This window comes from Streptomyces sp. Ag82_O1-12, assembly GCF_900182715.1.
Classification (GTDB): Bacteria; Actinomycetota; Actinomycetes; order Streptomycetales; family Streptomycetaceae; genus Streptomyces; species Streptomyces massasporeus.
This window is the reverse complement of sequence record NZ_FXUW01000001.1, coordinates 1117176-1142926: the sequence shown is the minus strand read 5'-3', so window position 1 is coordinate 1142926 and position 25751 is coordinate 1117176. Positions and strand designations below refer to the sequence as shown.

25 protein-coding genes are annotated in these 25751 nt (G+C 73.3%); 11 read left to right on the top strand and 14 right to left on the bottom strand.

Going from position 1 to position 25751, the window contains the following annotated elements; genetic code table 11:
• Positions 1-15 precede the first annotated feature (15 nt).
• Genes QOL88_RS05220 through QOL88_RS05210 form a run of 3 tightly spaced genes read right to left on the bottom strand, consistent with a single transcriptional unit; the run spans position 16 to position 3016 of the window.
• Complete coding sequence (locus tag QOL88_RS05220; RefSeq protein WP_097215304.1) at positions 16-474, bottom strand: NUDIX hydrolase; 459 nt, start codon at positions 472-474, stop codon at positions 16-18.
• Positions 471-2009: an ATP-dependent DNA ligase gene (locus tag QOL88_RS05215; protein ID WP_097215303.1), complete on the bottom strand. Its 1539-nt coding sequence runs from the start codon at positions 2007-2009 to the stop codon at positions 471-473. The genes QOL88_RS05220 and QOL88_RS05215 overlap by 4 nt, the downstream gene beginning before the upstream one ends.
• Positions 2010-2038: 29 nt before the next feature.
• Positions 2039-3016, bottom strand: coding sequence for an NAD(P)/FAD-dependent oxidoreductase (locus QOL88_RS05210; protein ID WP_097215302.1), 978 nt, complete (start codon positions 3014-3016; stop codon positions 2039-2041).
• Positions 3017-3093: 77 nt separating this feature from the next.
• Between QOL88_RS05210 and QOL88_RS05205 the strand changes: the two genes are divergently transcribed.
• From QOL88_RS05205 to QOL88_RS05180, 6 genes are all read left to right on the top strand, one after another.
• On the top strand, positions 3094-3666 hold the full coding sequence (locus tag QOL88_RS05205; protein ID WP_097215301.1) for a helix-turn-helix domain-containing protein: 573 nt from the start codon (positions 3094-3096) through the stop codon (positions 3664-3666).
• 117 nt (positions 3667-3783) lie between these two features.
• Positions 3784-4749, top strand: coding sequence for an NADPH:quinone oxidoreductase family protein (locus tag QOL88_RS05200; RefSeq protein ID WP_097215300.1), 966 nt, complete (start codon positions 3784-3786; stop codon positions 4747-4749).
• Positions 4746-5963: an acyl-CoA dehydrogenase family protein gene (locus QOL88_RS05195; protein WP_097215299.1), complete on the top strand. Its 1218-nt coding sequence runs from the start codon at positions 4746-4748 to the stop codon at positions 5961-5963. The genes QOL88_RS05200 and QOL88_RS05195 overlap by 4 nt, the downstream gene beginning before the upstream one ends.
• Positions 5960-7033: an acyl-CoA dehydrogenase family protein gene (locus QOL88_RS05190; protein ID WP_097215298.1), complete on the top strand. Its 1074-nt coding sequence runs from the start codon at positions 5960-5962 to the stop codon at positions 7031-7033. The genes QOL88_RS05195 and QOL88_RS05190 overlap by 4 nt, the downstream gene beginning before the upstream one ends.
• Before the next feature lie 361 nt (positions 7034-7394).
• The gene (locus tag QOL88_RS05185) at positions 7395-8258 is read left to right on the top strand and encodes a phosphatidylinositol-specific phospholipase C/glycerophosphodiester phosphodiesterase family protein (protein WP_097215297.1); all 864 of its coding nucleotides are present in this window, start codon (positions 7395-7397) and stop codon (positions 8256-8258) included.
• Between the two features lie 122 nt (positions 8259-8380).
• Complete coding sequence (locus QOL88_RS05180) at positions 8381-8575, top strand: hypothetical protein (RefSeq protein WP_097215296.1); 195 nt, start codon at positions 8381-8383, stop codon at positions 8573-8575.
• Position 8576: 1 nt separating this feature from the next.
• On the opposite strand, the gene QOL88_RS05175 is transcribed toward QOL88_RS05180, so the two are convergent.
• From QOL88_RS05175 to xylB, 6 genes are all read right to left on the bottom strand, one after another.
• Positions 8577-9812 carry a phosphodiester glycosidase family protein gene (locus QOL88_RS05175; RefSeq protein WP_097215295.1) on the bottom strand — a complete coding sequence of 412 codons (1236 nt, stop codon included), beginning with the start codon at positions 9810-9812 and terminating at the stop codon, positions 8577-8579.
• A 127-nt stretch (positions 9813-9939) separates the two neighbouring features.
• Positions 9940-11115 (bottom strand): bifunctional class I SAM-dependent methyltransferase/NUDIX hydrolase, encoded by a 1176-nt coding sequence (locus QOL88_RS05170; RefSeq protein ID WP_097215294.1) that lies wholly within the window; start codon positions 11113-11115, stop codon positions 9940-9942.
• Between the two features lie 3 nt (positions 11116-11118).
• Complete coding sequence (locus QOL88_RS05165) at positions 11119-11517, bottom strand: luciferase domain-containing protein (protein WP_097215293.1); 399 nt, start codon at positions 11515-11517, stop codon at positions 11119-11121.
• A 94-nt stretch (positions 11518-11611) separates the two neighbouring features.
• A complete protein-coding gene (locus QOL88_RS05160) occupies positions 11612-12211 on the bottom strand; it encodes an N-acetylmuramoyl-L-alanine amidase (RefSeq protein ID WP_097215292.1) in 600 nt (199 codons plus the stop codon).
• A 224-nt stretch (positions 12212-12435) separates the two neighbouring features.
• Positions 12436-13644 (bottom strand): ROK family transcriptional regulator, encoded by a 1209-nt coding sequence (locus QOL88_RS05155; RefSeq protein ID WP_097215291.1) that lies wholly within the window; start codon positions 13642-13644, stop codon positions 12436-12438.
• 15 nt (positions 13645-13659) lie between these two features.
• Positions 13660-15105, bottom strand: coding sequence for a xylulokinase (xylB, locus tag QOL88_RS05150; protein WP_097215290.1), 1446 nt, complete (start codon positions 15103-15105; stop codon positions 13660-13662).
• 130 nt (positions 15106-15235) lie between these two features.
• Here xylB and xylA point away from each other — a divergent pair, with 130 nt between their 5' ends.
• Both xylA and QOL88_RS05140 read left to right on the top strand, forming a co-directional pair.
• Positions 15236-16402, top strand: a complete 1167-nt coding sequence (gene xylA, locus QOL88_RS05145; RefSeq protein WP_097215289.1) for a xylose isomerase — start codon at positions 15236-15238, stop codon at positions 16400-16402.
• Positions 16403-16608: 206 nt separating this feature from the next.
• Entirely contained in the window at positions 16609-16935 is a 327-nt protein-coding gene (locus QOL88_RS05140; RefSeq protein WP_097215288.1) for a hypothetical protein, read from the top strand.
• A gap of 121 nt (positions 16936-17056) precedes the next feature.
• Here QOL88_RS05140 and QOL88_RS05135 read toward each other — a convergent pair whose 3' ends face one another.
• Both QOL88_RS05135 and QOL88_RS05130 read right to left on the bottom strand, forming a co-directional pair.
• Positions 17057-18334, bottom strand: coding sequence for an SWIM zinc finger family protein (locus QOL88_RS05135; protein ID WP_097215287.1), 1278 nt, complete (start codon positions 18332-18334; stop codon positions 17057-17059).
• Complete coding sequence (locus QOL88_RS05130; RefSeq protein WP_257027521.1) at positions 18331-21141, bottom strand: SCO1167/SCO6262 family helicase; 2811 nt, start codon at positions 21139-21141, stop codon at positions 18331-18333. The genes QOL88_RS05135 and QOL88_RS05130 overlap by 4 nt, the downstream gene beginning before the upstream one ends.
• A 278-nt stretch (positions 21142-21419) precedes the next feature.
• Here QOL88_RS05130 and QOL88_RS05125 point away from each other — a divergent pair, with 278 nt between their 5' ends.
• Positions 21420-21602 (top strand): tail-anchor membrane protein, encoded by a 183-nt coding sequence (locus QOL88_RS05125; RefSeq protein ID WP_097215285.1) that lies wholly within the window; start codon positions 21420-21422, stop codon positions 21600-21602.
• Positions 21603-21784: 182 nt separating this feature from the next.
• On the opposite strand, the gene QOL88_RS05120 is transcribed toward QOL88_RS05125, so the two are convergent.
• Together QOL88_RS05120 and QOL88_RS05115 are read right to left on the bottom strand one after the other, a co-directional pair.
• Positions 21785-22645 carry a hypothetical protein gene (locus QOL88_RS05120; protein ID WP_097215284.1) on the bottom strand — a complete coding sequence of 287 codons (861 nt, stop codon included), beginning with the start codon at positions 22643-22645 and terminating at the stop codon, positions 21785-21787.
• 135 nt (positions 22646-22780) lie between these two features.
• Positions 22781-23077, bottom strand: coding sequence for a hypothetical protein (locus QOL88_RS05115; RefSeq protein WP_097222872.1), 297 nt, complete (start codon positions 23075-23077; stop codon positions 22781-22783).
• A 98-nt stretch (positions 23078-23175) separates the two neighbouring features.
• Between QOL88_RS05115 and QOL88_RS05110 the strand changes: the two genes are divergently transcribed.
• On the top strand, positions 23176-24075 hold the full coding sequence (locus tag QOL88_RS05110; RefSeq protein ID WP_179878776.1) for an oxygenase MpaB family protein: 900 nt from the start codon (positions 23176-23178) through the stop codon (positions 24073-24075).
• Positions 24076-24084: 9 nt separating this feature from the next.
• Here QOL88_RS05110 and QOL88_RS05105 read toward each other — a convergent pair whose 3' ends face one another.
• A complete protein-coding gene (locus tag QOL88_RS05105; RefSeq protein ID WP_097222871.1) occupies positions 24085-24684 on the bottom strand; it encodes a class I SAM-dependent methyltransferase in 600 nt (199 codons plus the stop codon).
• A gap of 192 nt (positions 24685-24876) precedes the next feature.
• Here QOL88_RS05105 and QOL88_RS05100 point away from each other — a divergent pair, with 192 nt between their 5' ends.
• On the top strand, positions 24877-25650 hold the full coding sequence (locus QOL88_RS05100; protein ID WP_097215282.1) for an MHYT domain-containing protein: 774 nt from the start codon (positions 24877-24879) through the stop codon (positions 25648-25650).
• Positions 25651-25751 lie beyond the last annotated feature (101 nt).

Below are 25751 nucleotides of genomic sequence, written 5' to 3'. Positions count from 1 at the left end.
CGCGGGAGCGTCTCCTCAGGGCGAGTGCTCCGCCAGGCGGTCGAGAAACGCCGTCTGCGCCTTGACGATCACCGAGCGGGCCCGGTCGAGGCCGAACCAGGCCACCCGGTCCAGTTCGGGGAACTCCTGGAGCCGTCCGGACTTCGGCGGCCACTCCATCCGGAAGGTGCCGGGCGTGATGGTCGCCGGGTCGAGGTCCGCCCGGATCGCCCAGGCCGTGACGATCTTGCCGCCTGTCTGCCGGACCTCGCCGAGGTCGATGGCCTCACCGTCGGGCGGGGGCAGCCCCAGTTCCTCCTGGAACTCGCGGCGGGCGGCCTCCCAGGCGGGCTCGTCCGGCTCGTACTCGCCCTTGATCACGGTCCACGCCCCGGCGTCGCGCCGGGAGAAGAACGGGCCGCCCATGTGGCCGAGCAGCACGTCGAGGCCGTCGTCGCCGGGGTGGAAGAGCAGCAGGCCGGCGCTGCGCTTCACGGCGTCACCTCCGGGTGCGCGGCGAGCAGCGTCTCGACCGTGTCGGCGTCCTCGGGGCGCTTGTCCTCCCGGTAGCGGACGACGCGGGCGAAGCGGAGGGTGACGCCCGCGGGGTAGCGGGTGGAGCGCTGTAGTCCGTCGTAGGCGATCTCGACGACGAGTTCGGGGCGGACTCGCACCACGTGGTCGTCGGACTCGACGGCGAGCTGCTGGAGGCGTTCGGTCTGCCAGGTGAGCATCGCGTCGGTCATGCCCTTGAACGTCTTGCCGAGCATGGCGAGGCCGCCGTCGGCGGTGCGGGCGCCGAGGTGGAGGTTGGAGAGCTTGCCGGTGCGGCGGCCGTGGCCCCATTCGGCGGCCAGGACGACCAGGTCGAGGGTGTGGACGGGCTTGACCTTCAGCCAGGAGGCCCCGCGCCGGCCCGCGCTGTAGGAGGCGTCGAGCGCCTTGGCGACGACGCCCTCGTGGCCGCGCTTCAGCGTCTCGGCGAGGAACTCCTCCGCGGCGGGCGTGTCGTCCGGCCCGGACACCAGGGTGCGCCGCACCCGCATCGGCTCGGGCACCAGCCGGGCCAGTTCGGCGTGCCGCTCGGCGAAGGGCAGGTCGAGCAGGTCGTGGCCGTCGACGGACAGCGCGTCGAAGAAGACGGGGGAGACCGGCACCGCGCGGGCGGCACTCGCCACGTCCGTGCGGGAGCCGACGCGGCCGGCGGTCTCCTGGAACGAGCGGGGGCGCCCGGCCTCGTCGAAGGAGATCACCTCGCCGTCCAGGATGAACCGCTCGCCCCGCAACCGGAGTGCGGCGGCCGTCACTTCGGGCAGCCGGTCGGTGATGTCGTCGAGGGTGCGGGTGTAGAGCCGCACGGTGTCGCCGTCCCGGTGCAGCTGGACGCGGATGCCGTCCAGCTTCTCCTCGACCGCGCAGGCGCCGAGCTTGTCCACCGCCTCGGCCACCGAGGAGGCGCTGTGCGCGAGCATCGGCCAGACCGGACGGCCGACGGTGAGGCGGAACCGGTCGAGGGCGGCGGGGCCGTCCGAGAGCAGGGCCTGCGCGACCGTCTGGAGGGAGCCCGCGAGCATCACGGCCCGCCGTACGTCCGCGGGCGGCGCCCCGGTCGCCTGGGCCAGCCCTTCCACCGCCACGGCGTCCAGGGCGCCCTGCCGCACCTCACCGGTGAGCAGCCCGAGCAGGAACCGCTGCTCGTCCTTGGTGGCGGCGCCCATCAACTCCCCGACCAGCCGGGCCCGTTCCGCCTGGGAGCCGGGGCCTGACACCGTGGCGAGCTCGGCCAGCCGGGCGTCCACGTCCCGCACGGTCAGGCCTGGCTCGGCCGCCGGATCGACCGGGCGGCTCAGCACCTTCCAGCCGACGCCGATCCGCCCTTGCGGCAGCCGTCCCGCCAGATACGGGATGACGATCGGCACGTCCTGCGCCTCCGCGTCCCGGAAGAGCTCCGCGAGCAGGGCCGTCTTGCGGGACCGCGCCGAGGTGGCGGCGACCTCCTGGGACACTCGGGCCAGCCGGTGCAGCAGCATGCAGCCATGGTGCACCGGAGGCGATGCCTCTACACCTGGGCGGCCGCGTCGAGGTCGGTCATCAGCAGATCCCCGACGATCGCCGACGCCGCCCGGTACCCGCCGCCGGCCGCGTGCACGACCTGCTCGGCGAAGCCGATCGCGTTGCCCGCGGCCCACACGCCCGGCACGCTCGTCAGGCCGGTCGCGTCGACCACCGGATACGCGCCGAACGGCGTGTCGTGCAGCTCGGCGCCGAGCCCTTCCAGCAGGCCGGTCCGCGGAACGGCCCGGGGGGCGAGAAACAGCACCGAGCGCGCGTGCTCCGTACCGTCCGCGAGGCGAATGCCGGTGAGCCGGTCGTTCTCGATCACCAGCCCCGCTACCTCGCCGGGCACCATCTCCACCCCGGCCGCGCCGAGCCGGCGCAGATCCTCGCCGGACAGCTCCTCCTCGGCCACCGTGTGCAGGAAGAACCGCACGTCCTTCGACCACTGGGACACCATCAGCGCCTGGTGCACACTCGCCGGGCTCGACGCCAGCACCCCGAACGGCTGGTCGCGCACCTCCCAGCCGTGACAGAACGGGCAGTGCAGCACGTCCCGGCCGAACCGCTCGGCGACCCCGGCGACGGCGGGCAGCTCGTCCTTCAGCCCGGTCGCGACGACCAGCCGCCGGGCTTGTACGGTCCGGCCGCCGGCCAGCACCACGGTGAAGCCCTCGCCCTGAGCTTCGGTGAAGGCCCTGTCCTCTACCCCGGTGAGGTCCTTGCCCCGCGTCACCTCCACCACCCGGTCCCGCACGAGCTCCACGCCGTAGCGCGCGATCTCCGCCCGGCCGAGCGCCAGGAACTCGGCAGGCGACATGCCGTCCCGCGTCAGGTAGCCCTGCATGTGCGCGGCGGGCGCGTTGCGCGGCTCGCCCGCGTCGACCACCAGCGTGCGGTGCCGGGCCCGCCCCAGCACCAGCGCCGCGGACAGGCCCGCCGCACCCCCGCCGATGACGACCACTGCGTACTTCTCGGTCATGTGACCACCTCCGCTGCCGAGCGTCACCCCGGGCCTGCGGGATTGACAAACGCCTTTGCCGAACCTGCAATACGACCATGACGACGGACGAGGTACTCGCGGGCGTGGGCCCCCGGCTGCGGCAGATGCGCAAGGACCGGGAGGTGACCCTGGCGGCGCTCTCCGAGACCACCGGCATCTCCGTCAGCACCCTCTCGCGGCTGGAGTCCGGCCTGCGTAAACCCAGTCTGGAACTGCTGCTGCCCATCGCGCGCGCCCACCAGGTGGCGCTGGACGAACTGGTCGGCACCCCGCCCGCCGGCGATCCGCGCGTGCGGTCGAAGCCGATCGTCATGGGCGGCCGTACCCACTGGCCCCTCACCCGCCAGCCCGGCGGCCCGCAGGCCTACAAGGTCCTCGAACCCAAGCGCAGGCAGGAGCCGGATCCGCGCACACACGAGGGCTACGAGTGGCTGTACGTCCTGTCCGGGAAGTTGCGCCTGGTGCTGGGCGAGCACGACGTGGTGCTCACGGCGGGGGAGGCGGCCGAGTTCGACACCCGGGTGCCGCACTGGTTCGGGTCGACGGGGGAGGGGCCCGTGGAGTTCCTCAGCCTGTTCGGGCCGCAGGGTGAGCGGATGCATGTGCGGGCCCGGCCGAAGGGCGCGTGACGTAGGGGGACCCTCGGCGCGTGACTTTGCCCGGAGACTGTTCCCTGATGGGCAAGCGACCGCTTAGTATGCGAAGCGACCCCGGTCAGACGAAGCAGTCCCCCGTGGAGGCCCCGCATGCAGGCATGGCAAGTGCACGAGAACGGTGAGCCGGGCGAGGTGATGCGGCTCGAGGACGTTCAGCGGCCCACGCCCGGTGACGGCCAGGTCCTGCTGAAGGTACGGGCCGCCAACATCAACTTCCCGGACGCCCTGCTGTGCCGCGGCCAGTACCAGGTCAGGCCGCCGCTGCCGTTCACCCCCGGTGTGGAGATCTGCGGCGAGACCGAGGACGGGCGCCGGGTGATCGCCAACCCGGCGCTGCCCCACGGCGGCTTCGCCGAGTACGCCGTCGCGGACGCCGCAGCGCTCCTGCCCGCGCCGGACGCCCTCGACGACGCCGAGGCCGCGGCCCTGCACATCGGCTACCAGACCGGCTGGTTCGGTCTGCACCGCCGGGCCGGTCTGGAGGCCGGCGAGACCCTGCTCGTCCACGCTGCCGCTGGAGGGGTCGGCAGCGCGGCCGTGCAGCTCGGGAAGGCCGCCGGCGCCACCGTCATCGGTGTCGTCGGCGGCTCCGGGAAGGCGGCCGTCGCCCGGGAGCTGGGCTGCGACGTCGTGATCGACCGGCGTTCCGAGGACGTCGTCGCCGCCGTCAAGGAGGCCACCGGCGGCCGGGGCGCCGACGTGATCTACGACCCGGTCGGCGGCCAGGCCTACACCCAGTCCGCCAAGGCCGTCGCCTTCGAGGGGCGCATCGTCGTCGTCGGCTTCGCGAGCGGCACGATCCCCAACCCGGGCCTGAACCACGCCCTGGTGAAGAACTACTCGATCCTCGGCCTGCACTGGGGCCTGTACAACACCAAGAACCCCAAGCTGGTCCAGCACTGCCACGAGCAGCTCACCGAGCTGGCCGCCCGGGGCGCGATCAAGCCCCTGGTGAGCGAGCGCGTGCCGCTCGGCGGGGCGGCCGCCGCCGTGCAGAAGGTGGCGGACGGCCTGACCACCGGCCGCATCGCGGTCGTCCTGGAGGAGGTGGCATGACCGGCGCCGAGGAACTGCGCAACCGCACCGAGGAGTTGCTGGCCGCCCATCCGCCGGGCTCCACCGACCGCCTGGACTTCCTGCGGGCCCGCTTCGACGCCGGACTGGCCTGGGTGCACTACCCGGAGGGCCTCGGCGGGCTCGGCGCTCCCCGCTCCCTCCAAGCCGTGGTGGACGCCGAGCTGGAGGCCGCCGGGGCGCCCGACAACGACCCGCGGCGCATCGGCATCGGCCTCGGCATGGCCGCACCGACGATCCTTCAGTTCGGCACCGAGGAGCAGAAGCGGCGCTTCCTCAGGCCCCTGTGGACCGGCGAGGAGGTCTGGTGCCAGCTCTTCAGCGAGCCGGGCGCCGGGTCCGATCTCGCCGCGCTGGGCACCCGGGCCGTGCGCGAGGATGGGGGCCCCTCCCGCTCGAGCGAAGGCGAGAGTGGGGGAGACTGGGTCGTCAACGGGCAGAAGGTGTGGACGTCCAGCGCCCACGTCGCCCGCTGGGCGATCCTCATCGCCCGCACCGACCCGGACGTGGCCAAGCACCGGGGCATCACGTACTTCGTCTGCGACATGACCGACCCGGGTGTCGAGGTGCGGCCGCTGCGGCAGATCACCGGCGAGGCCGAGTTCAACGAGGTGTTCCTCACCGACGTCCGCATCCCGGACGCGCGGCGCCTCGGCGCCGTCGGCGAGGGCTGGAAGGTCGCGCAGACCACCCTGAACAACGAGCGCGTGGCCATCGGCGGCATGCGACTGCCCCGCGAAGGCGGCATGATCGGCCCGATCTCGAAAACCTGGCGCGAGCGGCCCGAGCTGCGCACCCACGACCTGCACCAGAGGCTGCTGAAGCTCTGGGTGGAGTCCGAGGTCTCCCGCCTCACCGCGGAGCGGCTGCGCCAGCAGCTCGTCGCGGGCCAGCCCGGCCCCGAGGGCGCCGGCATGAAACTGGCCTTCGCCCGCCTCAACCAGGAGATCAGCGGCTTGGAGGTGGAACTCCTCGGCGAGGAGGGCCTGCTGTACGACGACTGGACCATGCGGCGACCCGAGCTGGTCGACTTCACCGGCCGCGACGCCGGCTACCGCTACCTGCGCTCCAAGGGCAACAGCATCGAGGGCGGGACCAGCGAGGTCCTGCTGAACATCGTCGCCGAGCGCGTCCTGGGCCTGCCCGCCGAGCCGCGCACCGACAAGGACGTCGCCTGGAAGGACCTCGCCCGATGAGCGACCTGTTGTACTCGGAAGAGGAAGACGCGCTGCGCGCCGCGGTCCGCGACCTGCTCAACGACCACTGCGACGCACCCGGCGTCATCGCCCGGACCGAGTCGGACAGCCCCCACCACCTGGCCCTGTGGAAGGCCCTCACCGAGGGCATGGGCCTCGCCGGCCTGCTGGTGCCCGAGGAACTCGACGGCCAGGGCGCCACGCACCGCGAAGCCGCCGTGGTGCTGGAGGAGCTGGGCCGTGCGGTCGCGCCCGTGCCGTATCTGACGAGCGCGGTCGTCGCCACCGAGGCCTTGCTGGCCTGCGGCGCCGACGACCTGCTGCGCGACCTCGCGGCCGGCACGACGATCGGCGCCCTCGCGGTCGCCCTGAACGTCGCGCCGGGCGCCGCCTACCGGGTCGTCCGGCACGCGGACGGGCTGCTGCACGGCGAACTCACCGGCATCGCGGACGCCGCCGTCGCGGACGTGCTGCTCGTGCCGGCCGACGACGGCGGTCTGTACGCGGTCGACGCCACCGCCGCGACCGTCACGCCCCAGACCTCCCTGGACCTGACGCGCCCGCTCGCGACCGTCACCCTCGACGGCGTGCCGGGCCGGCTGCTGGGCGACGCCGAACCCGCCGTACGCCGGGCCCTGCGCGCCGGCGCCGGGCTGCTCGCCTCCGAGCAGTTCGGGCTGGCCGAGTGGACCCTGACGGAGACGGTCCGCTACCTGAAGGAACGCAAGCAGTTCAACCGGCCCGTCGGCGGCTTCCAGTCGATCAAGCACCGGCTGGCCCAGCTGTGGCTGGAGGTCGTCAACACCCGCGCGGCCGCCCGCAACGCCGCCGACGCGCTGTCGAACGGCGAGGACGTGGACGTGGCCGTCACCGTCGCCCAGGCCTACGCGGCGCCCGTGGCCGTGCACGCCGCCGAGGAGGCCGTTCAACTGCACGGTGGCATCGGCATGACGTGGGAGCACCCCGCGCATCTGTACCTCAAGCGCGCCAAGGCCGACTCGATCGCCTACGGCACACCGGGCGCCCACCGCGAGGCACTGGCCGCGCTGGTCGACCTCCAGGCCCCCTGAGGTCCGGCTCCTCAACGCGGGGAGCCACCCGGGAAGCGTTCGGAAAGGCCCGTCCCACCAGGGGCGGGCCTTTCCGTGCGCCTCGGCCACGACGGGTGGGTTCTTTCGCGCGCCTGGGCCACGAGGGGTGGGTTCTGTCACCTCTCGGCCACCAGGAGCGGGTTCTTTCGCGCCCCTCCGCCACTACGGGCGGGTTCCTTCGCGCGCCTCGGCCACCAGGGGCGGTGCTTTCGCGCCCCCTTCTCCGGAGAAGTGAACGTGTGACGGCAGTCCGGCCAACTCCGTGCGCGGGCCTGCTCCTTGAGCCTGCCGGGACCCATACTCACAGGGTTCCCGTACGGCACCTCAAGGGAGGCAGAGCATGGCCCTCACCACCCGTCGCACGGCCCTCACCACCCTCGGCGCAGCCCTCGCGGGCTCGATCGCCCTCCCCGCCGCCCCCGCGTCGGCGGGCGAACGCACGCCCGGGCGCCGCCCGTTGTGGCGCGCCCACGCCCACAACGACTACGAGCACCCGCGCCCGCTGCTCGACGCCCTCGACCACCGCTTCGGCAGCGTCGAGGCCGACATCTACCTCGTCGACGGCCAACTCCTCGTCGCCCACGACCCGGAGGACCTCGACCCGACCCGCACCCTCGAGTCCCTCTACCTCGATCCGCTCGCCGCCCGCGTGCGCGCCCACCATGGCTCGGTGTACCGGGGGTACCGCGGCTCGCTGCAACTGCTCATCGACATCAAGACCGAGGGCGCCGCGACCTACCTCGAACTCGACCGCCACCTCCGGCGCTACCGCCACCTGTTCACCACCTACGCCCGCGGTCGCGTGCACCGCGGGCCGGTCACCGCCGTGATCTCCGGCGACCGCGCGGCCCGCGCCCCCATGGAGGCCCAGGCCGTCCGGCACGCCTTCTACGACGGCCGCCTCGCCGACCTCGGCGGCCAGGCGCCGGCCTCCTTCATCCCGTTGATCAGCGACAACTGGGCGCTCAACTTCACCTGGCAGGGAGTCGGCGCCTTCCCGGACGCCGAACGGCAGAAGCTGCGGGGCATCATGAAGGCTGCCCACCACCGCGGGCAGAAGGTGCGGTTCTGGGCGACCCCGGACCTGGCCGGACCCGCCCGCGACGCGCTCTGGGGCGAATTGCTCGCCGCGGGCGTCGATCACCTCAACACCGACGACCTCGCCGGACTGGAGGCGTTCCTCGACGCCCGCCGGACGGCTTAGGCGCACGGGAGAAGACCACACGTTCGGCGGACAGGTCAGCCGCCCGGACGAACCCTCCGCTACGCCACACTTGCGCCCGAACGCCGTGAACCGGACGTGGCGGCGTGGCGGAGGAGTTGACGATGGCCATTTCCATCTCTGTGGTGCTGCTGCTCGTGATCCTTGCGGTGATCTTCCTGCGCAGCGGCGGGCTGAAGATCTCCCATGCGCTGGTCTGTCTGCTGCTCGGCTTCTACCTGGCCAGCACCAGCATCGCCCCCACCATCCACAGCGGTGTCACGGCGACGGCGGACATCGTCAGCGGTCTGCGTCCCTGAGTCACCCCGAGAAGACGCCGATACCGTTCGGCACGAGACGTTCGGCGCCGTCGCTGGGGTGGTTGCGCACGGAGACGGTGCTCGCGCCGGCCTTCCGTGCGACCAGGGTCGACGAGCCGCCGCCGTCCAGGCTGAAGGCGTCCTCCGAGCCCAGCTTCCGCATGGCGCCGGCGACCTCGGAGATCGTCAGACCGCTGCGGTAGGCGGCGGCGCCGTCCAGTGCGAGCAGCAGCACGCGCCGTCCGCCGTCGGCGATCCCCACGGCCGTACGGACGGCCGACGTCGTGTTGTCGAGCCCCGGCAGTGGCTGCCCTCCCGACAGCACCGGGTAGCCGCCGAGGGCGAGCCGGTACGCGACGCCGTCCGTGGCCGCCACGAGGCTGTGCTCGACCTCGACCGATGCACCGGTGGAGAACTTGCGCAGCTGCTGGGCGCCCGCCTCCCGGCCGACCAGCACGGTCGTCCCCGCGGCGATGGGGCCGCTGCCCGGGGCGTCGGCGGCGGAGACGACCTTGCCGTCGCGAACCGTCACCTCGTAGGTGTCCGAGCTGCACGGAGCGGCCCGGTCCGTGTCCGTGCCGCATGTGGCACGCACCCGGGAGACGCTGCCCCACTCGGAGGTGAACGCGCCGACGGAACCCACCGGCAGCGCGTACTGGTTGAGCCCGCCCAGAGGCAGCTGCGCCTCGGCCGTACGGACCGAACCGGAGAGTGCGAGCCGGTCCAGGCGCGCCCGCCCGTCGGTGCCGACGCCGAAGACGTCCTCCGTGGTCGTGCCGGGCGGCAGCGCCGGCCCGAAACGCTGGCCCTTGGGTACCGCCGCCTTGAGCGTCCGCCCGGCCGCGATCGCCGGACCCACGCTCGCTCCGGTCGCCTCGACGCCCGGGTGCTGCGTCTCGCTGATGTTGAAGAAGTCACCGTTGACGCCGGCGACCGCGCCCTGGGTGTTCGCCATCGCCGAGACCCGCGCGCGTGAGGCCACGGCCCCCGGGTACAGCAGATCGACCCGTACCTGCGGATTGTTGAGGTCGACCCTCAGCAGATGTGCGTGCGTCACCCCCTTGGCCGCCTTGATGTCGAACTCCTCGTACGTCACGCCCGGCGCGACTCGTCCGCCCTTCTGGACGGCGGCGGCCGGAGCCGCCCCCGCCAGGGCCGCACCGGTCAGTGCGGCGAACGCCGTGACACACGCCAGTGCCGCTCTGCCTGCTCCCCGTCGCCTGCGACGACCTGCCACCGTGCCCCCTGATGCCTCGTCAACTGTCGGGATCCTCAGGGGCAGTGCACCAGACCGCGGGGTCCGGCAGGGTGGCTGAGCGCGGACTACGCGGGAACGGCTGAAAAAACACACCCCTCTGGGTGCTTCAGCTGTCGCCCGTTCCGGTGGTGTACGGCGTGTGGTGCGCGGGCGTGTGGTCGATCGGCAGGTCGGGCCGCCAAGCGGTGAGGGCCTGTGCGCTGCACACGAACAGCTGCTCCGGCAGCCGGTCCAGGGCGAACCAGCGCCAGCGGCCCACGCTCTCCCCGGGCTGGTCCGACGGCTCGCCCCGCCAGGCGGTGACCCGGGCGGCCACGGTCATGCGGACGACACCGCCCGCGTCGTCCAGCAGCGTCCCGAGCAGCCGGACGTCCTCGGGCCGGGCCGCGAGCCCGGTCTCCTCGCCGAGCTCGCGCACGACCGTCTCCCGCAACGACTCCCCGGGTTCCACCGTCCCGCCGGGCAGCTCCCAGGTCCCGCGCCGATGCCGGCCCAACAGCAGTCCGCGAGGCCCGTACAGGATGGCACCCACCCCGAGCGCGGCGTGCGCGGGCGGCGGCTTGTCGACGCGCGGCCGGGAGGAGACCCGGACCGGCCGGGTCACCCGGAAGAGCCGGTAGGAGGCCTGGTTGCCATCCTCCGGGGCGTCGAGGACGTCGATCCCCTCCACCCGCAGCCCGGATTCGGTGAGCAACGCCGTCCACAGCTCCGGGGTGAGAACCCACATGTGGACGGTGACCTCACCGCCGCCGCCCGCCAGCCGCAGGATCTCGGGCCGGGCCACCACCCGGTCCGACGGCCCGTCACCACGACTGTTCGTGTGCAGGACCGTGAAGCAGAGCCTGCCGCCCGGCCGCAGCGCCCCGGCGAGAGCGGGCAGCAGCCGGTGCGGATCGATGTACGGAACGCCGTTGACTGAATAGACGACGTCGTACGGCTCGGCCGAGCGCAGATGATCCACCGCGTCGCCCAGGACCAGCCGTAGCCCGGGCAGCGAGCCGTAGCGGGCGCGGGCCCGCTCGTACTGCCCGGCCGAGGCGTCGACCGCGTCCACCAGTGCACCGTGGTACCGGACCAGATGGGCCGCGTGCCGGGCCGGACCGCAGCCGAGCTCCAGCACCCGCCGGCCGGTCAGCTCCCCGAGCACCTCGCTGTCCGGCCCGCCGCCCTCGAATCCCCAGTCGATCCGGGCCGCCTCGGGCAGCGCCGTGCCCCGTCGCACATGGTGCGCCCCGTACGCGTCCCAGGCCTCGGCGTTGACCGCCTCCGGTTCCTCCGCCAAGGCTCAGCCGCCCGCCACGGCGTCACGGGGCAGCACCGTGACCCGATGGAAGTTGCACCCGACGAGCCGCGGCTCGCCGTCGTCGTCGGGCGGCGTCTGATGGGCCTTGAGGGCGATGCTCACCAGGCTCAGCAGCAGGTCGACGTCCGCCTCGCAGTCGAGGTGGACCGTCACCCAGCAGGATCCGGGCAGCAGATGGATGGCACTCGAACCGGCGAGGTCGTAGTGGAAGCGCTGGATGGCCCGGCGGGTGAGGTGGAGGTCCACGTCCCGTGCGGAGTGGAAGTGGACGATCTCGTCACGGACGGAACGGAGCGCCCGTCCTGTACCGCAACTCGCCGGGCCCGCCATCAGGTCGGGCCAGGCCTGCAGGCGCTCCATGGCGCGCTGGGCCAGAGTCATGACCCCATCGTCGCCTGCTTACCGGCCCGCAACCAGGGGTTGAGCGATTTGTAACCGGGACGTGAGGTGGATGACGGGGGTACCGACCAGGTGTTCAGGCGGACTTGACGAGTCTGAGATAGCGCTTCCAGTCCCAGTGCCGGCCCGGGTCGGTGTGGTCACTGCCCGGTACCTCGTGATGGCCGATGATGTGCGCGCGGTTCCTCGGGATGCCGTACCTCTCGCAGATCGCGGCGGTGAGCCGGGCCGACCGCTCGTACATGACGTCGGTGAAGTACCCGGGCCGGTCCACCCAGCCTTCGTGCTCGATGCCGATGCTGCGGGTGTTGTAGTCCCAGTTCCCCGCGTGCCAGGCGATGTCGGACTCGCGCACGCACTGCGCCACGCGTCCGTCGCGGGAGCGCACCACGTAGTGCGTGGACACCTTCTTCTCCGGGTTCCGGAAGACGTTCAGGGTGCCGGAGTAGGTCGTCTGCGCCACGTGGAGGACCACGTAGTGCAGTGGATGAGCACGAGGCCGGTTCGACGGCGTGTAGTTGCCGCGGCTCGCCGGCTGCCATGCCGCTCCGGGGTGGTCGACGGCCTGGGGCCTGGCGTCCGCCCGAGTGCTGTGGAGCAGGGCCGCCGGGAGAGCGGTGAGGGCGGCGCCCGCGAGGATGCCTCGCCTGCTGGGGAGGGGGGTGGTCCGTTGCATGGGTGTGTGCCTTCCGGGCTCGACGGGAGGGGCTCTTGCTCAACTGCGCGGAGCCGCGGCCGGTGCGGTCGCGGCCCGCCGTGATCAAGTTACGGCGCCTGCCGGTCGGTCGGGAGGATACGGTCCGAATCGGTGGACGGGCCCTCGGATGTGGACAACTCCCTCACCCGGTCGGGTGATTGGAAGAGTCCGGACATGCCGGCGAGCGGGGTCGACGGCCCGGCTCAGGCCTGCCCGGCGACGGCCGCGGGATCGTCCAGCACCGCCCGGACCACCGAGTGCGCGGCCCCCAGTAGAGGTCCCTGAGGGCCCAGCCCGGACACGGACACGGGGCAGGCCGGACCTGCCGTGCGCCGCGCCAGCTCCTCCCGCAGCGAGGGCAGCAGCCAGGGAGCGAGGCCGGACAGTTCCCCGCCCAGGACCACACTCTCCGGGTCGAGCAGGTTGACCGCCCCCGTCAGCGCCACACCCAGCGCCGTACCCGCGTCGCGCAGGGCACGCCGCACGGACTCGTCGCCCTCCGCGGCGCGCCCCGCGAGCAGCCCGACCCGGTCCTCGTCGGGTTCCAGACCGGCCGCACGCAGCACCGCCTCCTCACCCGCGTACTGCTCCAGACAGCCCCGCCCGCCGCAGGCGCACTCCGGCCCGTCCGGCCGGACCGGCATGTGCCCCAACTCGCCCGCGAAACCGCGGGTTCCGCGCAGCAGTCCACCGTCCACCACGACCGCGGCACCGATACCGATCTCCGCCGAGACGTGCAGGAAGTCGCGGGGTGTGCCGTCACCCAGCCAGAGTTCGGCGAGGGCGCCGAAGTTGGCCTCGTTGTCCACCGTCAGCGGGAGGTCCGCCGGCAGCAGTGTGCCGAGGTCCGTGTCGTGCCAGCCGAGGTTCGGGGCCCGTACGACGGTCCGGGCGTCGCGCGCCACCAGGCCCGGCACGGCCACCGCGAGTCCGGCCGGCCACAGACCCTCGTCCTCCGCCTCGGTGACGACCTGCCGGATCAGCCCGGTGAGCTCCGCGAGTACGGGCCCTGGGGAGCGGCCGCGGTTGGCTCCCTGCCGTATCGCCCGCGACCGGGTCGTGCCGCGCAGGTCGACGGCGCAGACCGCGAGGTGGTCGACGCCGACCTCCGCGCCGATCCCGGCCGGGCCGCGACCGCTGACGGCGAGCGCGGAACCGGGCCGTCCCACCCGGCCGGGCCGCTCGGGCCCCAGCTCTTCGAGGAGCCCCGAGCGGATGAGCTCGTCGACGAGCGTCGAGACCGCCGCCCGGGTCAGACCGATCCGCGAGGCGACGGCGGCCCGGGACAGCGGACCCTCGTCGCGGACGGTGTGCAGGACACGGGCGAGGTTGCGGCGGCGCATGCCCTGCTGGGTGTCGGGCAGGGCGCGTCCCGGCCCGGCGCGACGGGCCTCGTGCAGCGGTGCGGTCATGCCTGACGCCAGTCCTCAGTGGGTGTTCGTGGGCCGCTCCAGCAGCGGAGCCGCGTCGGAGAGTACCCCGGCGATCCTGGCCAGCGTCTCCTCGTCCCGCTCGACGGCGTCGAGCACCGGCCCGGCCGCCGTGTCCCAGCGCCGCGCGACAGCCGCCGGATCCTCGCCGGTCAGCAGCCCGGCAGCCTGCGCCGCGGCGCCGAGCGCGACCAGTTCCTTGGCCTCGGGCACCTGCACGGGACGTCCTGAGAGCCTCCGCACGGTCTGCTGCCAGGCGGTGCCCCGGGCTCCGCCGCCGATCAGCAGCAGGGGTTCCGAACGGTCCGCGTCCTCGTCGAGGACCAGGTCGAGGGCGCCGAGCAGGGAGTGCACGGCGCCGTCGTAGGCGGCCTGGAGGAGTTGGCCGCCGGTCGTGTCGTGGCGCAGGCCGTGCAGCAGGCCCGAGGCGTTCGGCAGGTTGGGGGTGCGTTCGCCGTCCAGGTAGGGCAGCAAGGTCACCGCCGTGCCGGGCTCCACGGACTCGCGGTCCAGGCCCAGCAGCGCCGCGACCCGGTCGACGGCGAGCGTGCAGTTCAGGGTGCAGGCCAGCGGCAGCCAGTCGCCGCGGGCGTCGGCGAAACCCGCCACCGTGCCGCTCGGGTCGGCGGGCCGGTGCCGGGACACGGCGTACACCGTGCCCGAGGTTCCGAGGCTCATCACCGGCACACCCGGCCGCACCCCGAGGCCCAGCGCGGCGGCGGCGTTGTCACCCGTGCCGGGCGCGACCAGGGTGCCCCGGGAGAACGGCAGGTCGTGGCCGTCGCGCACCGTGCCCGCCACCTCGCCGGGCCGGACCACGCGGGGCAGCAGGGCCGGGTCGAGTCCCACGTGCGCCAGGATCTCCTCGTCGTACGCCTCCGTGCCGGACGCCCACCAGCCGGTCCCGGAGACGTCGCCGCGGTCGGTCGTGCCCTGCCCGGTGAGCCGCTCGGTGAGGTAGTCGTGGGGGAGGCGCACGGCCTTCGTGGCGCGCACCGCCTCCGGCTCGTGCTCGGCCAGCCAGGCCCACTTGGTGACCGTGAACGAGGCGGCGGGCACGCTTCCGGTGCGCTCGGCCCAGAACTTCGCTCCGCCCAGTTCCTCCGTCAGCCGCCGGGCCTGCGGCGCCGAGCGCACGTCGTTCCACAGCAGGGCCGGCCGCACCGGCTCGCCCCGGCCGTCCAGGGTGACGAGGCCGTGCTGCTGCCCGCCGACCGACACAGCGGCGGCCTCGTGCGCCGCCTCACCGCACTGGCGCAGGGCTTCGCACAGCGCGTCCCACCACTCGCGCGGGTCGGTCTCCCGTCCGGCCCCCGAGGAGACCGTGTGCGGCGCCTGGCCGCTCGCGACGACCCGGCCGGTGGACGCGTCGACGACCAGCGCCTTGGTGGACTGGGTGGACGAGTCCACACCGACGACGAGCGGACCCTCGGCTGCTGACATCGGGCTTCTCCCTACTGCGCGCGGCACGTGTCTCCGTTCGGAGGCACCTTGTCTCTTCCCAGAGAGGTGCCTGCATACTAATTTGTAAATCGGCATGACGAAATAGCCTCAGCGAGCAAGGAGCCGCGGCATGAGCTACCAGCCCACCCCCGAGGACAGGTTCACCTTCGGCCTGTGGACCGTCGGCTGGCAGGGACGGGATCCCTTCGGCGACGCCACGCGGCGTGCCCTGGACCCCGCCGAGACGGTGCAGCGCCTGGCCGAGCTGGGCGCCCACGGCGTGACCTTCCACGACGACGACCTGATCCCGTTCGGCTCGGGCGACACCGAGCGCGAGGCGCACATCAAGCGCTTCCGTCAGGCGCTGGACGCCACGGGCATGAAGGTCCCGATGGCCACGACCAACCTCTTCACCCACCCCGTCTTCAAGGACGGCGCGTTCACCGCCAACGACCGCGACGTGCGCCGCTACGCCCTGCGCAAGACCATCCGCAACATCGACCTCGCCGCCGAGCTCGGCGCCCAGGTGTACGTGGCCTGGGGTGGCCGTGAGGGTGCCGAGTCGGGCGCGGCCAAGGACGTCCGCGCGGCCTTGGACCGGATGAAGGAGGCCTTCGACCTGCTCGGCGAGTACGTCACCTCCCAGGGCTACGACCTGCGCTTCGCGATCGAGCCCAAGCCGAACGAGCCGCGCGGCGACATCCTGCTGCCGACCGTGGGCCACGCCCTGGCGTTCATCGAGCGCCTGGAGCGGCCGGAGCTGTACGGCGTCAACCCCGAGGTCGGGCACGAGCAGATGGCCGGGCTGAACTTCCCGCACGGCATCGCGCAGGCGCTGTGGGCGGGCAAGCTGTTCCACATCGACCTCAACGGCCAGTCCGGCATCAAGTACGACCAGGACCTGCGCTTCGGCGCCGGCGACCTGCGTGCCGCGTTCTGGCTGGTCGACCTGCTGGAGTCGGCCGGATACACCGGTCCGCGGCACTTCGACTTCAAGCCGCCGCGGACCGAGGACCTCGACGGCGTGTGGGCCTCGGCGGCCGGCTGCATGCGCAACTACCTCATCCTCAAGGAGCGCGCCGCCGCCTTCCGCGCCGACCCGGAGGTCCAGGAGGCCCTGCGCGCGGCCCGGTTGGACGAGCTGGCCCAGCCCACCGCCGCGGACGGCCTCCAGGCGCTGCTCGCCGACCGGACGGCGTTCGAGGCGTTCGACGTGGATGCGGCTGCCGCGCGCGGCATGGCCTTCGAGCACTTGGACCAGCTGGCGATGGACCATCTGCTGGGGGCACGTGGCTGAGTCCACGCGCGCTGGGCGGCGGGGCCGGGGCACAGGCGAGGAAGAGGGCCTCGGCCTCGTCGGCGGTGCGTGCGGTCCGTCGGCCGGTCACTCCGGCCGGCCGGCGGGCCCGGCATGCTGCGGAATCATGCGGTCCACGCCATGAGTCCGTATCAGCTTCCGTGCGCCCCTCCCGGCCCGAGGGGCGCGCGGCGACTGTGGTCGGTATGGCCATGCCGCCCGTACCGCCGCATCCGCCCGGCCCTCCCCGGCGCCGGAACCCGCTGTTCCTCCTGCTCGTCGTGTTCGTGGCCGTCGCCGCCGTGTCGCTCGTGGTGCTGATGGCCTCGGACAGGGGCGACTCGTCGGACAAGGAGCCGTCCGGCGAGAGCACGAGCGCCACTCCCACCCCGTCCTTCGGCATCCCCACCCGGCTGCCGAGCGAGCTGCCGACCCGGCTGCCGTCGGGCTTCCCGACCAAGCTGCCGAGCGACCTGCCCAGCGACCTCGAATCACTTCTGCCCTCCCTCGCTCCCGGCGAGCTGGTGCCCTGACACCTGCGCCTCGGGTCGAAGGCCGGCTGGGGCGACGAACACCGCCCTGTCCGTCTCCTCACCCGGTACGGGCCGCTCCATCCTCAGAGGGATTTCCCTTCCTCGGAGGCCAGTTCCGGCCTCACAGGGAGTTCCCTTCCTCGGAGGCCAGTTCCGCCGACGCCTGAGCCGTCACCGAGGCCAGCGCCGTCGCCGGATCCTGGGCGGCGCCTCCGGCGGGCTGCCAGCGGCCGCGCTCCTTGCGGTAGGGCCACCAGCGGCCGTCCCGTCCGAGGCGCAGCTGGACCGGTGCGCCGGCCACCGTCCAGCGGTTGGCCCGGGCACGCAACTCCGGCCGTTCGCCGGTGTCCCAGGCCGAGTCCAGGGCGGCACGCGCGCGTGCGAGCGTCTCGTCCTGCGGCTGCCACTCCTCGTCCAGGACGGACAGTGCCTCCGTACCGCCGTGACGCCAGGCGCACACGGCCGTCGCCAGCCCCTCCCTGCCGCGTCCCGACCCGGCGGCGAGCCGGTCGGTCGTCTCCGGGCCGGGAGCACCCGCGGCCAGCCGTACCGCGTCCTGAGCCGACGTCAACTCCACGTCGGGCCCCGCCTGGAGCGCTCCCCGGAGCAGGCCGTGGGCCTGTACCGCGGTCCGCGCGGCCAGGAACTCCAGCGCGGCCGGGTCGATGCCGGAGGCCGGTGGCGTCTCGGTGTCGAGGGACGGCGGTACGCCCGGCTCGACGGGGAGCTCGGGCAGGGGCGGCAGCGGGGGCAGGATGTCACCGGCCGCGTAGGCCTCTGCGGCGTCCACACCCTCCGGAGCCGAGGCCTCCGCCGCGGACGTACCACTACGGCTCTGGAGATCGTCCAGCACCGAACCCTCGGCGCGACCCCGCATCAGCAGCAGCACGAACGGATCCTGATCGAGCAGCCGGGCCACCTGGTAGCAGAGCGCCGCCGTGTGCCCGCAGTGGTCCCATGCCTCGCAGTCGCACTCCGGTTCCAGGTCACCCAGGCCCGGCAACAGTTGCACACCCGCGTCCGCCGCGTCCTCGACCAGATGCGGCGGCATCTCCCGGTCCAGCAGCGCCGCCACATGACCGGCCCGCTCCACTGTCATGTCCAGAAAGCGATCCCACTGCTCGGGAGAGAGCTCCTCCAGCAGGACGTCGGCCCGGTGCGCCGTGCGGTCGCGGTCCAGGACGACGGCCGTGAGCCGCCCGGGGCGCACCGACACCGCCCCGACCGCACCCGCGCGGGCCAGCCGGCGGCCCGCCTTGAGCTGCGCCGTGTCCAGCGCCGTGCCCTCCAGGGCCGTCAGCCAGGCCTGGCCCCACCAGGTCTGCGCGAAGCCCTTCCCGTGCGCGGGCGGCAGTGCCGAGAAGGTGCGTTCCATGTCGCCGTCATCGTGCCGAGTCATCCCAGGCCCCCTCGCAGTGCGACCAGATCCGCCAGTTCCGCGTCCGTCAGTTCCGTGAGTGCCGCCTCGCCGGCCCCCAGGACCGCGTCCGCGAGCTTCCGCTTGCGCAGCAGCAGTTCGGCGATGCGGTCCTCGATCGTTCCCTCCGCGATGATCCGGTGCACCTGCACGGGCCGCAGCTGGCCGATGCGGTACGCGCGGTCCGTGGCCTGCGCCTCGACGGCCGGGTTCCACCAGCGGTCGTAGTGCACGACGTGCTCGGCCCGGGTCAGATTCAGCCCGGTGCCCGCCGCCTTCAACGACAGCAGGAACACCGGCACCTCGCCGTCCTGGAAGCGGCGCACCATGGCCTCGCGCTCGGCGACGGGCGTCCCTCCGTGCAGGAACTGCGTGGGCGTGCCGCGGGCTGCCAGGTGCCGTTCGATGAGGCGGGCCATCTGCACGTACTGGGTGAACACCAGCACGCCCGCATCGTCGGCGAGGATCGTGTCGAGCAACTCGTCCAGCAGCTCCAGCTTCCCGGACCGCCCGGAGATCACCGGCCGCTCCTCCTTGAGGTACTGCGCCGGGTGGTTGCAGATCTGCTTGAGGCCGGTCAGCAACTTCACGATCAGACCCCGCCGGGCCATGCTGCCGGCGCCGGAGATCTCCGCGAGAGCCTCACGCACGACGGCTTCGTACAGCGCCGCCTGCTCCCGGGTGAGCGACACGGCGTGATCGGTCTCCGTCTTCGGCGGCAACTCGGGCGCGATGCCGGGGTCCGACTTGCGCCGCCGCAGCAGGAAGGGCCGTACGAGCCGGGCCAGCCGGTCGGCCGCGGCCGGGTCCTGACCGCCCTCGACGGCCTCCGCGTACCGCCGGCGGAAGGTGCCGAGCCGGCCCAGCAGCCCCGGAGTCGTCCAGTCGAGGATCGCCCACAGCTCCGACAGGTTGTTCTCCACCGGGGTGCCGGTGAGCGCCACACGCGCGCGTGCACCGATGGAACGCAACTCCCGGGCGGTGGACGAGTACGGGTTCTTCACGTGCTGGGCCTCGTCCGCCACGAGCATGCCCCACGGCACGTCGGCCAGCCGGGGCGCGTCCAGGCGCATCGTGCCGTACGTGGTGAGCACGAACTCCCCGTCGGCCAGACCGTCCAGGCCGCGCCGCGCACCGTGGAAGCGGCGTACCGGTGTACCGGGCGCGAACCGTTCGATCTCCCGCTGCCAGTTGCCCATCAGGGACGTGGGGCAGACCACCAGGGTCGGTCCGGCGGACCCGGCGTCGGACTGCCGGTGCAGGTGGAGGGCGATCAGCGTGATCGTCTTGCCCAGCCCCATGTCGTCGGCGAGGCAGCAGCCCAGGCCGAGGGACGTCATACCGGCGAGCCAGTTCAGGCCCCGCCGCTGGTAGTCCCGCAGGGTAGCGGCGAGGGCGGCAGGCTGCTCCACGGGCTGCTGCGCCTCGGGGTCCGCGAGCCGCTCCCGCAGCGTCGCCAGCCACCCGGTCGGCCGCACCTCGACCCGGCGGCCCTCCACCTCCGCCCAGCCCGTCAGGGCCGCCCCGAGGGCGTCCACCGGTGTCACCTTGCGGTCCTGCCCGGAGCGGGCCAGGTGCGCCTCCCGAGGGTCGATCAGGAGCCATTGGTCGCGCAGCCGCACCAGCGGGCGCTTCGCTTCGGCGAGACGGTCCAGCTCAGCACGGTCCAGCCGCCTGTCACCCACGGCGAACGACCAGGTGAAGGCGAGGAGCGCGTCGGCGGACAGGAACGACGGCAGGGCGGCGAATTCCCTGCCGGACTCCGGCTCGCCGTCGGTTGGCCCCACCTCCGCGTGCGTGCTGAGCTCACGGGACAGCCCCTTCGGCCAGTGCACGTCGACCCCGGCCGTCCCCAGCGCGCGGGCACCCGCGCCGAGAAGGTCGGTGACCTCCTCGTCGGCGAGTTCGGCCGCGTCCGGCACGGCAGCCGACAGCAGGGGCGTCAGCGGGGCCCAGGCCCGGCCCGCCCGGCGCAGCGCCAGCAGTGCGTCCATCCGCGCACGCGGACCGAAGGCCTCGCCCGAGGCGCCGGCCCAGACGTCCGCGGCGTCCGCGACGAGTGCCGGATCGCTGACGCTGTGCACCTGCAGCACGGCCCGGAACCTCACGTCTGCGCCCTCGTCCGCCGCGTCCGTCAGACCGTCCGCCTCGATCCGCAGCGACAGCCGCACGCCCGCGTCGTGGCCCGCGGCGACATCGGCGGCCCAGGCGCGCTGCTCGGGCAGTTGCACCGGTTCCGGCCCGGCGTAGGCGGGGCCGCCCGTCACCAGGGGCGCCGCGGGGGAGCGGGGCAGGGTGTCGGCGACCGCGTCGAGGAAGGCGCGCAGGAGCTGCTCCGGGTCGGGCAGCAGCAGCGGCCCGGCGGCTTCCAGAGGCGTGGCGTGCGCCTCGGGCGGCATCGCTGCGGCGAGGCGGCGAACGGCCTCGATGTCCTGGGCGCGCAGCGGGCCCGTACGCCAGGCGTCGTGGTCGCCCGGGGACAGTCCGGGCAGCAGCAGTCCGCGCGCCACGAGGTGCAGGGCGTGCAGGGCGGCCGCGCCCCAGAAGACGGTGGACCGGTGCCCGTGCCCGTCGGCACGCGCACGGGTGAGGACCGGCAGGGCCGAGCGCACCGGGAGCAGGGCGGCGGGGACTCGGACCGCCTCGATCCCGCCGTCACGGGGCAGTACGACGGTCAGGTCGGCGACGGACGCAGCGGCCGCCACCGCAGGGGCGACGCCGTCGGGCCGCCAGAAGGCGACATAGCCCGTGCGCGCGGGGTCATCGGGCAGGAACACCGAGCGGCACATGGCCAGTTCGGAGAGGTCGGAGGAGGATGCCGGGACAGGCGGATGCTCGGCTATGGCTGATTCCTCAAATTTGACTAGTGGGAGCGGAGTCGCCGAGAGTACAGCACTTCCGGTGTGCATGGGTGCGGCCGGGCTGTGAGCTGGGTCACCATGGAGGTCTCGGGGGTGCGTCGGGGTCGCACCTCAGGGATGTCTCAGGGTCGCGGTCCGGAACCACCGTGGAGGCGGGTCCGTTTTCGAGACAGAGAGCGGCAGTGGCCGCGAAGGAGGCGACAGACATGTCGAAGAACGCCAAGATCGCCGCGGGCGGTGTGGCGGTCGGGCTCATCCTGCTGATCTGGCTGCCCTGGTGGGCATCGCTCCTGATCATCCTGGGGGTCCCGACCGCCGCGTACCTGACGCTGGATCCATCCCAGCGGCGCAGGCTGCGCCGCACCACACGCAAGGAGCTCGGCCGCTGAGGCGCCGAAGCGACGCGGCCTCCGCGTACGGCGTCGGCCGGGCCGAACCGGCTCGAGGTGGCCGAGCGACCCGAGGCGGCCGTACCGGGTCGCTCAGCCGTGATGGAGGGGTCCAGCCGTAATGGATCGGTCCAGCCGTGCGGCCAGGCCCGGCTGAATCGGCTCAGCCCCGCCCGACCGGCTCAGTTCGGCCGTACGGCGATCTTGTCCAGCGCGTCGAGGAGACCCGGCAGCTCCGGTCCCCTGCCCACCGGCAGGACCTCGCCGGGTTCCTCGTCGAGCAGCACGAAGGCGATGTCGTCGGTCCTGGCGACGAGCGACCAGCCCGGACCGTCGGCCCGCAGGGTCCGGGCGTCACCCGACGCGAAGGACGACCGGACCCGGCCCAGCGGCGGTGGCGAGTCGAGGTACGTGCGGGCCTCCGCGAGGACGCGCCGGATGCCGCTGCGGCCCCCCTTCTGCCCGTTCTCCCCGCTCCCGTCCCGCTCGCCGTCCGGCCCGCCCTCGTCACCGGGCGCTCCGGAGGGCGCGGGCGTCGGGAACTCCGTGTCGTCGACCTGCTCCCGCCACGCCGCCCACTGCAGCGCGATCTCGTCCGCGCCCAGGCGCCGCTGGGCCGGCCCCCAGACGCTGGTGTCCGGCGGAGCCAGCGGTGGCCGGTCGTCCGCCTCCGGACCCGGATCGTGCGGCGCGGGCACCCCTGGGGCCGCGACGGCGACCGCGAGGGGCCAGCCGGGCAGGGCCGCGACGACCGTGCTCTCGTCGGGCGACAGCTCGTACTCCATGCCGCAGTCCCAGGACGCGATCGCGACGGCCACCAGGGAGACATCGTCGATGGCCACCGTCCACCGGGCGCCCTCGCCGTCCTGCCCGAGCACCAGCCCGTACCCGTCGGCGAGCGGCGCGAGGCCGAGCGCCGCGCATGCCTCGGGGTAGTCGTCGCCCAGCACACTCGGGAACTTCGCCGGCGTCAGCAGCACCGCCGTGAGCACATAGAGCGCATCGTCCGCGGCGGCGACGGCTTCCTCGTCCGTCCCGGCCATCCCAGCCTCCCCATCGGTTCGTCCACCGGCGCGCACCCTAGTGCGCCCACAAGCCCCTTGTCACGGCCTCGCATGCGCACGCCGAGCTGCAGTTTTCCGGCGGACGGGGCGAATCGGCCGTCCGGCCCGCGCGCATCATGCCGCCGGCAGCCCCAGCAGCTCGCGCGCCACGGTCTCCGGCGACTCGCCGCGCTCCCGGGCCAGCGCGATCACGGCCCGGCAGGCCAGCTCGTTCACGCCGAACGACAGCGCCTCCGGCGACACCCAGCCGGCCGCCTCGTCGGCCCGCTCCTGGTCGTCCGCCGCGCCGGCCGTCACGTACGTCGCCGCGGCCTCGAAGAGGTTGTGCGGACGCTTGTCCCCTTCGGCCTTCGGTTCCGTGCGCAAGACATCGGCGACCCTTCCCCCGGCTTTGCGGAACCTGCCCCACATGCTGACCACCTTCCCCGTGTGCTCCTGCCGTGCCTGATCATCCATCTCCCGCTCACCAACGTAAAGTTGGAGAACCTGCGGCAGAAGGGGTACGACACGTGCAGCGCTATGAGCGGCTCGAACGGATCCGGCGAATGGACCCGTACGAGGAGGCTACAGAGATCTACCGGCTCAGCGTGGCGTACGAGTTCCCATGGGACTTCACTCGCGCCTTGGAGCTGGCCCTGTACCGCACGTACGCCGTCCCCGGCATCGGCCGGCTGCTCGCGCGCACCGCGGAGCTCACGGACCGGGCGCAGAAGCGCTACGACGACACCTCGCTGCTCCTGGACGCCATCGTCGAGCACGGCTTCGGCAGCGACCCGGGCCGGACCGCGATCCGCCGTATCAACCAGATGCACCGCAGCTACGACATCAGCGACGACGACATGCGCTACGTGCTCTGCACGTTCGTCGTGATGCCGAAACGGTGGATCGACGCCTACGGCTGGCGCAGGATGTCACGCCACGAGACCGTCGCCAGTGTCGTCCACTACCGCACCCTGGGCCGGCACATGGGCATCAAGGACATCCCCAAGACCTACGAGGAGTTCGAGACCTGCCTCGACTCCTACGAGGCCGCCCACTTCGCCTGGGACGAGGACGCCCGGCGCGTCTCGGACGCCACACTGGACCTGATGGCCTCCTGGTACCCCGGCCCGCTCGCGCCCCTGCTGCGCACCGCGACCCTCGCGCTGCTCGACGACTCGCTGCTGCGCGCCTTCCGCTACACCCCGCCGAGTGCCGCCACGCGCGCGTGGGTGCGTCGCGCAGTCCGGCTCCGGGGCCGTGCCGTCCGTCTTCTGCCGCCCCGGCGCGCCCCGCACTTCGCCCGCCAGAACCGGGAGATCAAGGGCTACCCGTACGGCTACCGGATCGCCGACCTGGGCACCCGCCCGGTGCCGGGCCTGCGGGGCTGCCCCGTGCGGCACGGGGCGCCGGGCGCCGAGGCCGGGTGAGGCGGCGGCTCAGTCCTCGCGCACGGCGAGCGCGAGGAAACGGGAGTCCTCGTCGACGTACGACGTCAGGCGCCACCCGGAACCGGCCAGCAGCGGGCGGAGGTTGGGCTCGGCGCGCAGGTCCTCCGGGGTGAGCGGGCGACCATGGCGAGCCGCGAGAGCCGCCCTGCCGATCGGGTGGAACAGCGCCAGCACCCCGCCGGGGCGCACCACACGCGCGAGCTCCCGCAGGTTCTCGGCCGGGTTCCCGAGGTGCGAGATGAGGCCCGCCCCGAACACGGCGTCCAGCGACCGCGAGCGCAGGGGCAGCGCGGCGACGTCCGCGAGGAGCAACAGCCCGTCACGGTCCCGTCCGGCCCGCACGGCCTCCCGCAGCATGGCCGGGGTCAGATCGGCCCCGAGGACCACCCCCGAGGCCCCCACGGCGGCTCGCAGCGGCGGCAGGGCGCGTCCGGTGCCGCACCCCGCGTCGAGCACCCGGTCGCCCGTCCGCAGCCCGAGTTCGGCGACCGCGGCCGCATAGGCAGGACCGTCGTCCGGGAACCGGCTGTCCCAGTCGGCGGCGCGGGCTGTGAAGAACTCCTGAACACGCGTCTGCTCGTCGCTCATGTACCGCATGATTCCTCACCGGTACGGATGACGCCTCACCGCCACGGATGACGCTGCGCAGGCACGGATGACGTCTCGGCGCACATGTTCGAGCGTGACCCGATCGCTCCGGTACATCCTTGGGTCATATTCCAACACCTTTCGAACTGCGCCCCCTTCGCGCGCCCCTGCCGGGTCTAGCGTCCCGGGGCCATGGGACACCTGGACCACGCAGCCCTGGGGTGGCTGACCCCCGCACTGTCGTACGTGATGGCCTGCATAGGCGCCGCGCTCGGTCTGCGCTGCACCGTCCGCGCGCTCGCCACCACCGGGCGCTCGCGCCGCAACTGGCTCGTCACCGCGGCCTCGGCGATCGGCACCGGCATCTGGACCATGCACTTCGTGGCCATGCTCGGTTTCGGCGTCACCGGCACCGACATCCGCTACGACGTGCCGCTCACCCTCCTGAGTCTCCTCGTCGCCATGGTCGTCGTCTGCGCCGGCGTCTTCGCCGTCGGCTACGGCAAGGACCGCGGCCGGGCCCTGCTCGTCGGCGGACTCACCACCGGCCTCGGCGTCGCGAGCATGCACTACCTGGGCATGGCGGCCGTCCGGCTGCACGGCGACGTGACCTACGATCCGCTGCTCGTCGGACTCTCCGTCCTGATCGCCGTCGTCGCCGCGACGGCGGCCCTGTGGGCGGCCCTCAACATCAAGTCGCCCGTGGCGGTCACCATCGCCTCCCTGATCATGGGCGCGGCCGTCAGCAGCATGCACTACACCGGCATGTTCGCGGTGGGCGTGCGCGTGACGCCCTCCGGGGCGGCCCTGCCGGGGGCGACGGCGATGCAGTTCATCTTCCCCCTCGCCGTCGGCCTCGGCTCCTATCTCTTCCTGACCTCGGCCTTCGTCGCCCTCTCGCCGACGGCGGGGGAGCGTGCGGCGTCCGCCTCGGCCCAGCGGCCGGTCCAGAGCGTCGTCCCCTAGCGGGCAGACGTCGGCCGCGTCTCGGAGGGCCGATGAGCCACGAGGGCCGCTCCGGCCAGGGCCCCGGCCCGTACGCCCCGAACCACTCCCGAGCGAGGAGT

Coding starts and splice junctions, on each gene's coding strand:
- QOL88_RS05215 (WP_097215303.1), bottom strand. CDS start 2,009: ATGCTGCTGCACCGGCTGGCCCGAGTGTCCCAGGAGGTCGCCGCCACC.
- QOL88_RS05210 (WP_097215302.1), bottom strand. CDS start 3,016: ATGACCGAGAAGTACGCAGTGGTCGTCATCGGCGGGGGTGCGGCGGGC.
- QOL88_RS05205 (WP_097215301.1), top strand. CDS start 3,094: ATGACGACGGACGAGGTACTCGCGGGCGTGGGCCCCCGGCTGCGGCAG.
- QOL88_RS05200 (WP_097215300.1), top strand. CDS start 3,784: ATGCAGGCATGGCAAGTGCACGAGAACGGTGAGCCGGGCGAGGTGATG.
- QOL88_RS05195 (WP_097215299.1), top strand. CDS start 4,746: ATGACCGGCGCCGAGGAACTGCGCAACCGCACCGAGGAGTTGCTGGCC.
- QOL88_RS05190 (WP_097215298.1), top strand. CDS start 5,960: ATGAGCGACCTGTTGTACTCGGAAGAGGAAGACGCGCTGCGCGCCGCG.
- QOL88_RS05185 (WP_097215297.1), top strand. CDS start 7,395: ATGGCCCTCACCACCCGTCGCACGGCCCTCACCACCCTCGGCGCAGCC.
- QOL88_RS05180 (WP_097215296.1), top strand. CDS start 8,381: ATGGCCATTTCCATCTCTGTGGTGCTGCTGCTCGTGATCCTTGCGGTG.
- QOL88_RS05165 (WP_097215293.1), bottom strand. CDS start 11,517: ATGACTCTGGCCCAGCGCGCCATGGAGCGCCTGCAGGCCTGGCCCGAC.
- QOL88_RS05160 (WP_097215292.1), bottom strand. CDS start 12,211: ATGCAACGGACCACCCCCCTCCCCAGCAGGCGAGGCATCCTCGCGGGC.
- QOL88_RS05155 (WP_097215291.1), bottom strand. CDS start 13,644: ATGACCGCACCGCTGCACGAGGCCCGTCGCGCCGGGCCGGGACGCGCC.
- xylB (WP_097215290.1), bottom strand. CDS start 15,105: ATGTCAGCAGCCGAGGGTCCGCTCGTCGTCGGTGTGGACTCGTCCACC.
- xylA (WP_097215289.1), top strand. CDS start 15,236: ATGAGCTACCAGCCCACCCCCGAGGACAGGTTCACCTTCGGCCTGTGG.
- QOL88_RS05140 (WP_097215288.1), top strand. CDS start 16,609: ATGGCCATGCCGCCCGTACCGCCGCATCCGCCCGGCCCTCCCCGGCGC.
- QOL88_RS05135 (WP_097215287.1), bottom strand. CDS start 18,334: ATGACTCGGCACGATGACGGCGACATGGAACGCACCTTCTCGGCACTG.
- QOL88_RS05130 (WP_257027521.1), bottom strand. CDS start 21,141: ATGTGCCGCTCGGTGTTCCTGCCCGATGACCCCGCGCGCACGGGCTAT.
- QOL88_RS05125 (WP_097215285.1), top strand. CDS start 21,420: ATGTCGAAGAACGCCAAGATCGCCGCGGGCGGTGTGGCGGTCGGGCTC.
- QOL88_RS05120 (WP_097215284.1), bottom strand. CDS start 22,645: ATGGCCGGGACGGACGAGGAAGCCGTCGCCGCCGCGGACGATGCGCTC.
- QOL88_RS05115 (WP_097222872.1), bottom strand. CDS start 23,077: ATGTGGGGCAGGTTCCGCAAAGCCGGGGGAAGGGTCGCCGATGTCTTG.
- QOL88_RS05105 (WP_097222871.1), bottom strand. CDS start 24,684: ATGAGCGACGAGCAGACGCGTGTTCAGGAGTTCTTCACAGCCCGCGCC.
- QOL88_RS05100 (WP_097215282.1), top strand. CDS start 24,877: ATGGGACACCTGGACCACGCAGCCCTGGGGTGGCTGACCCCCGCACTG.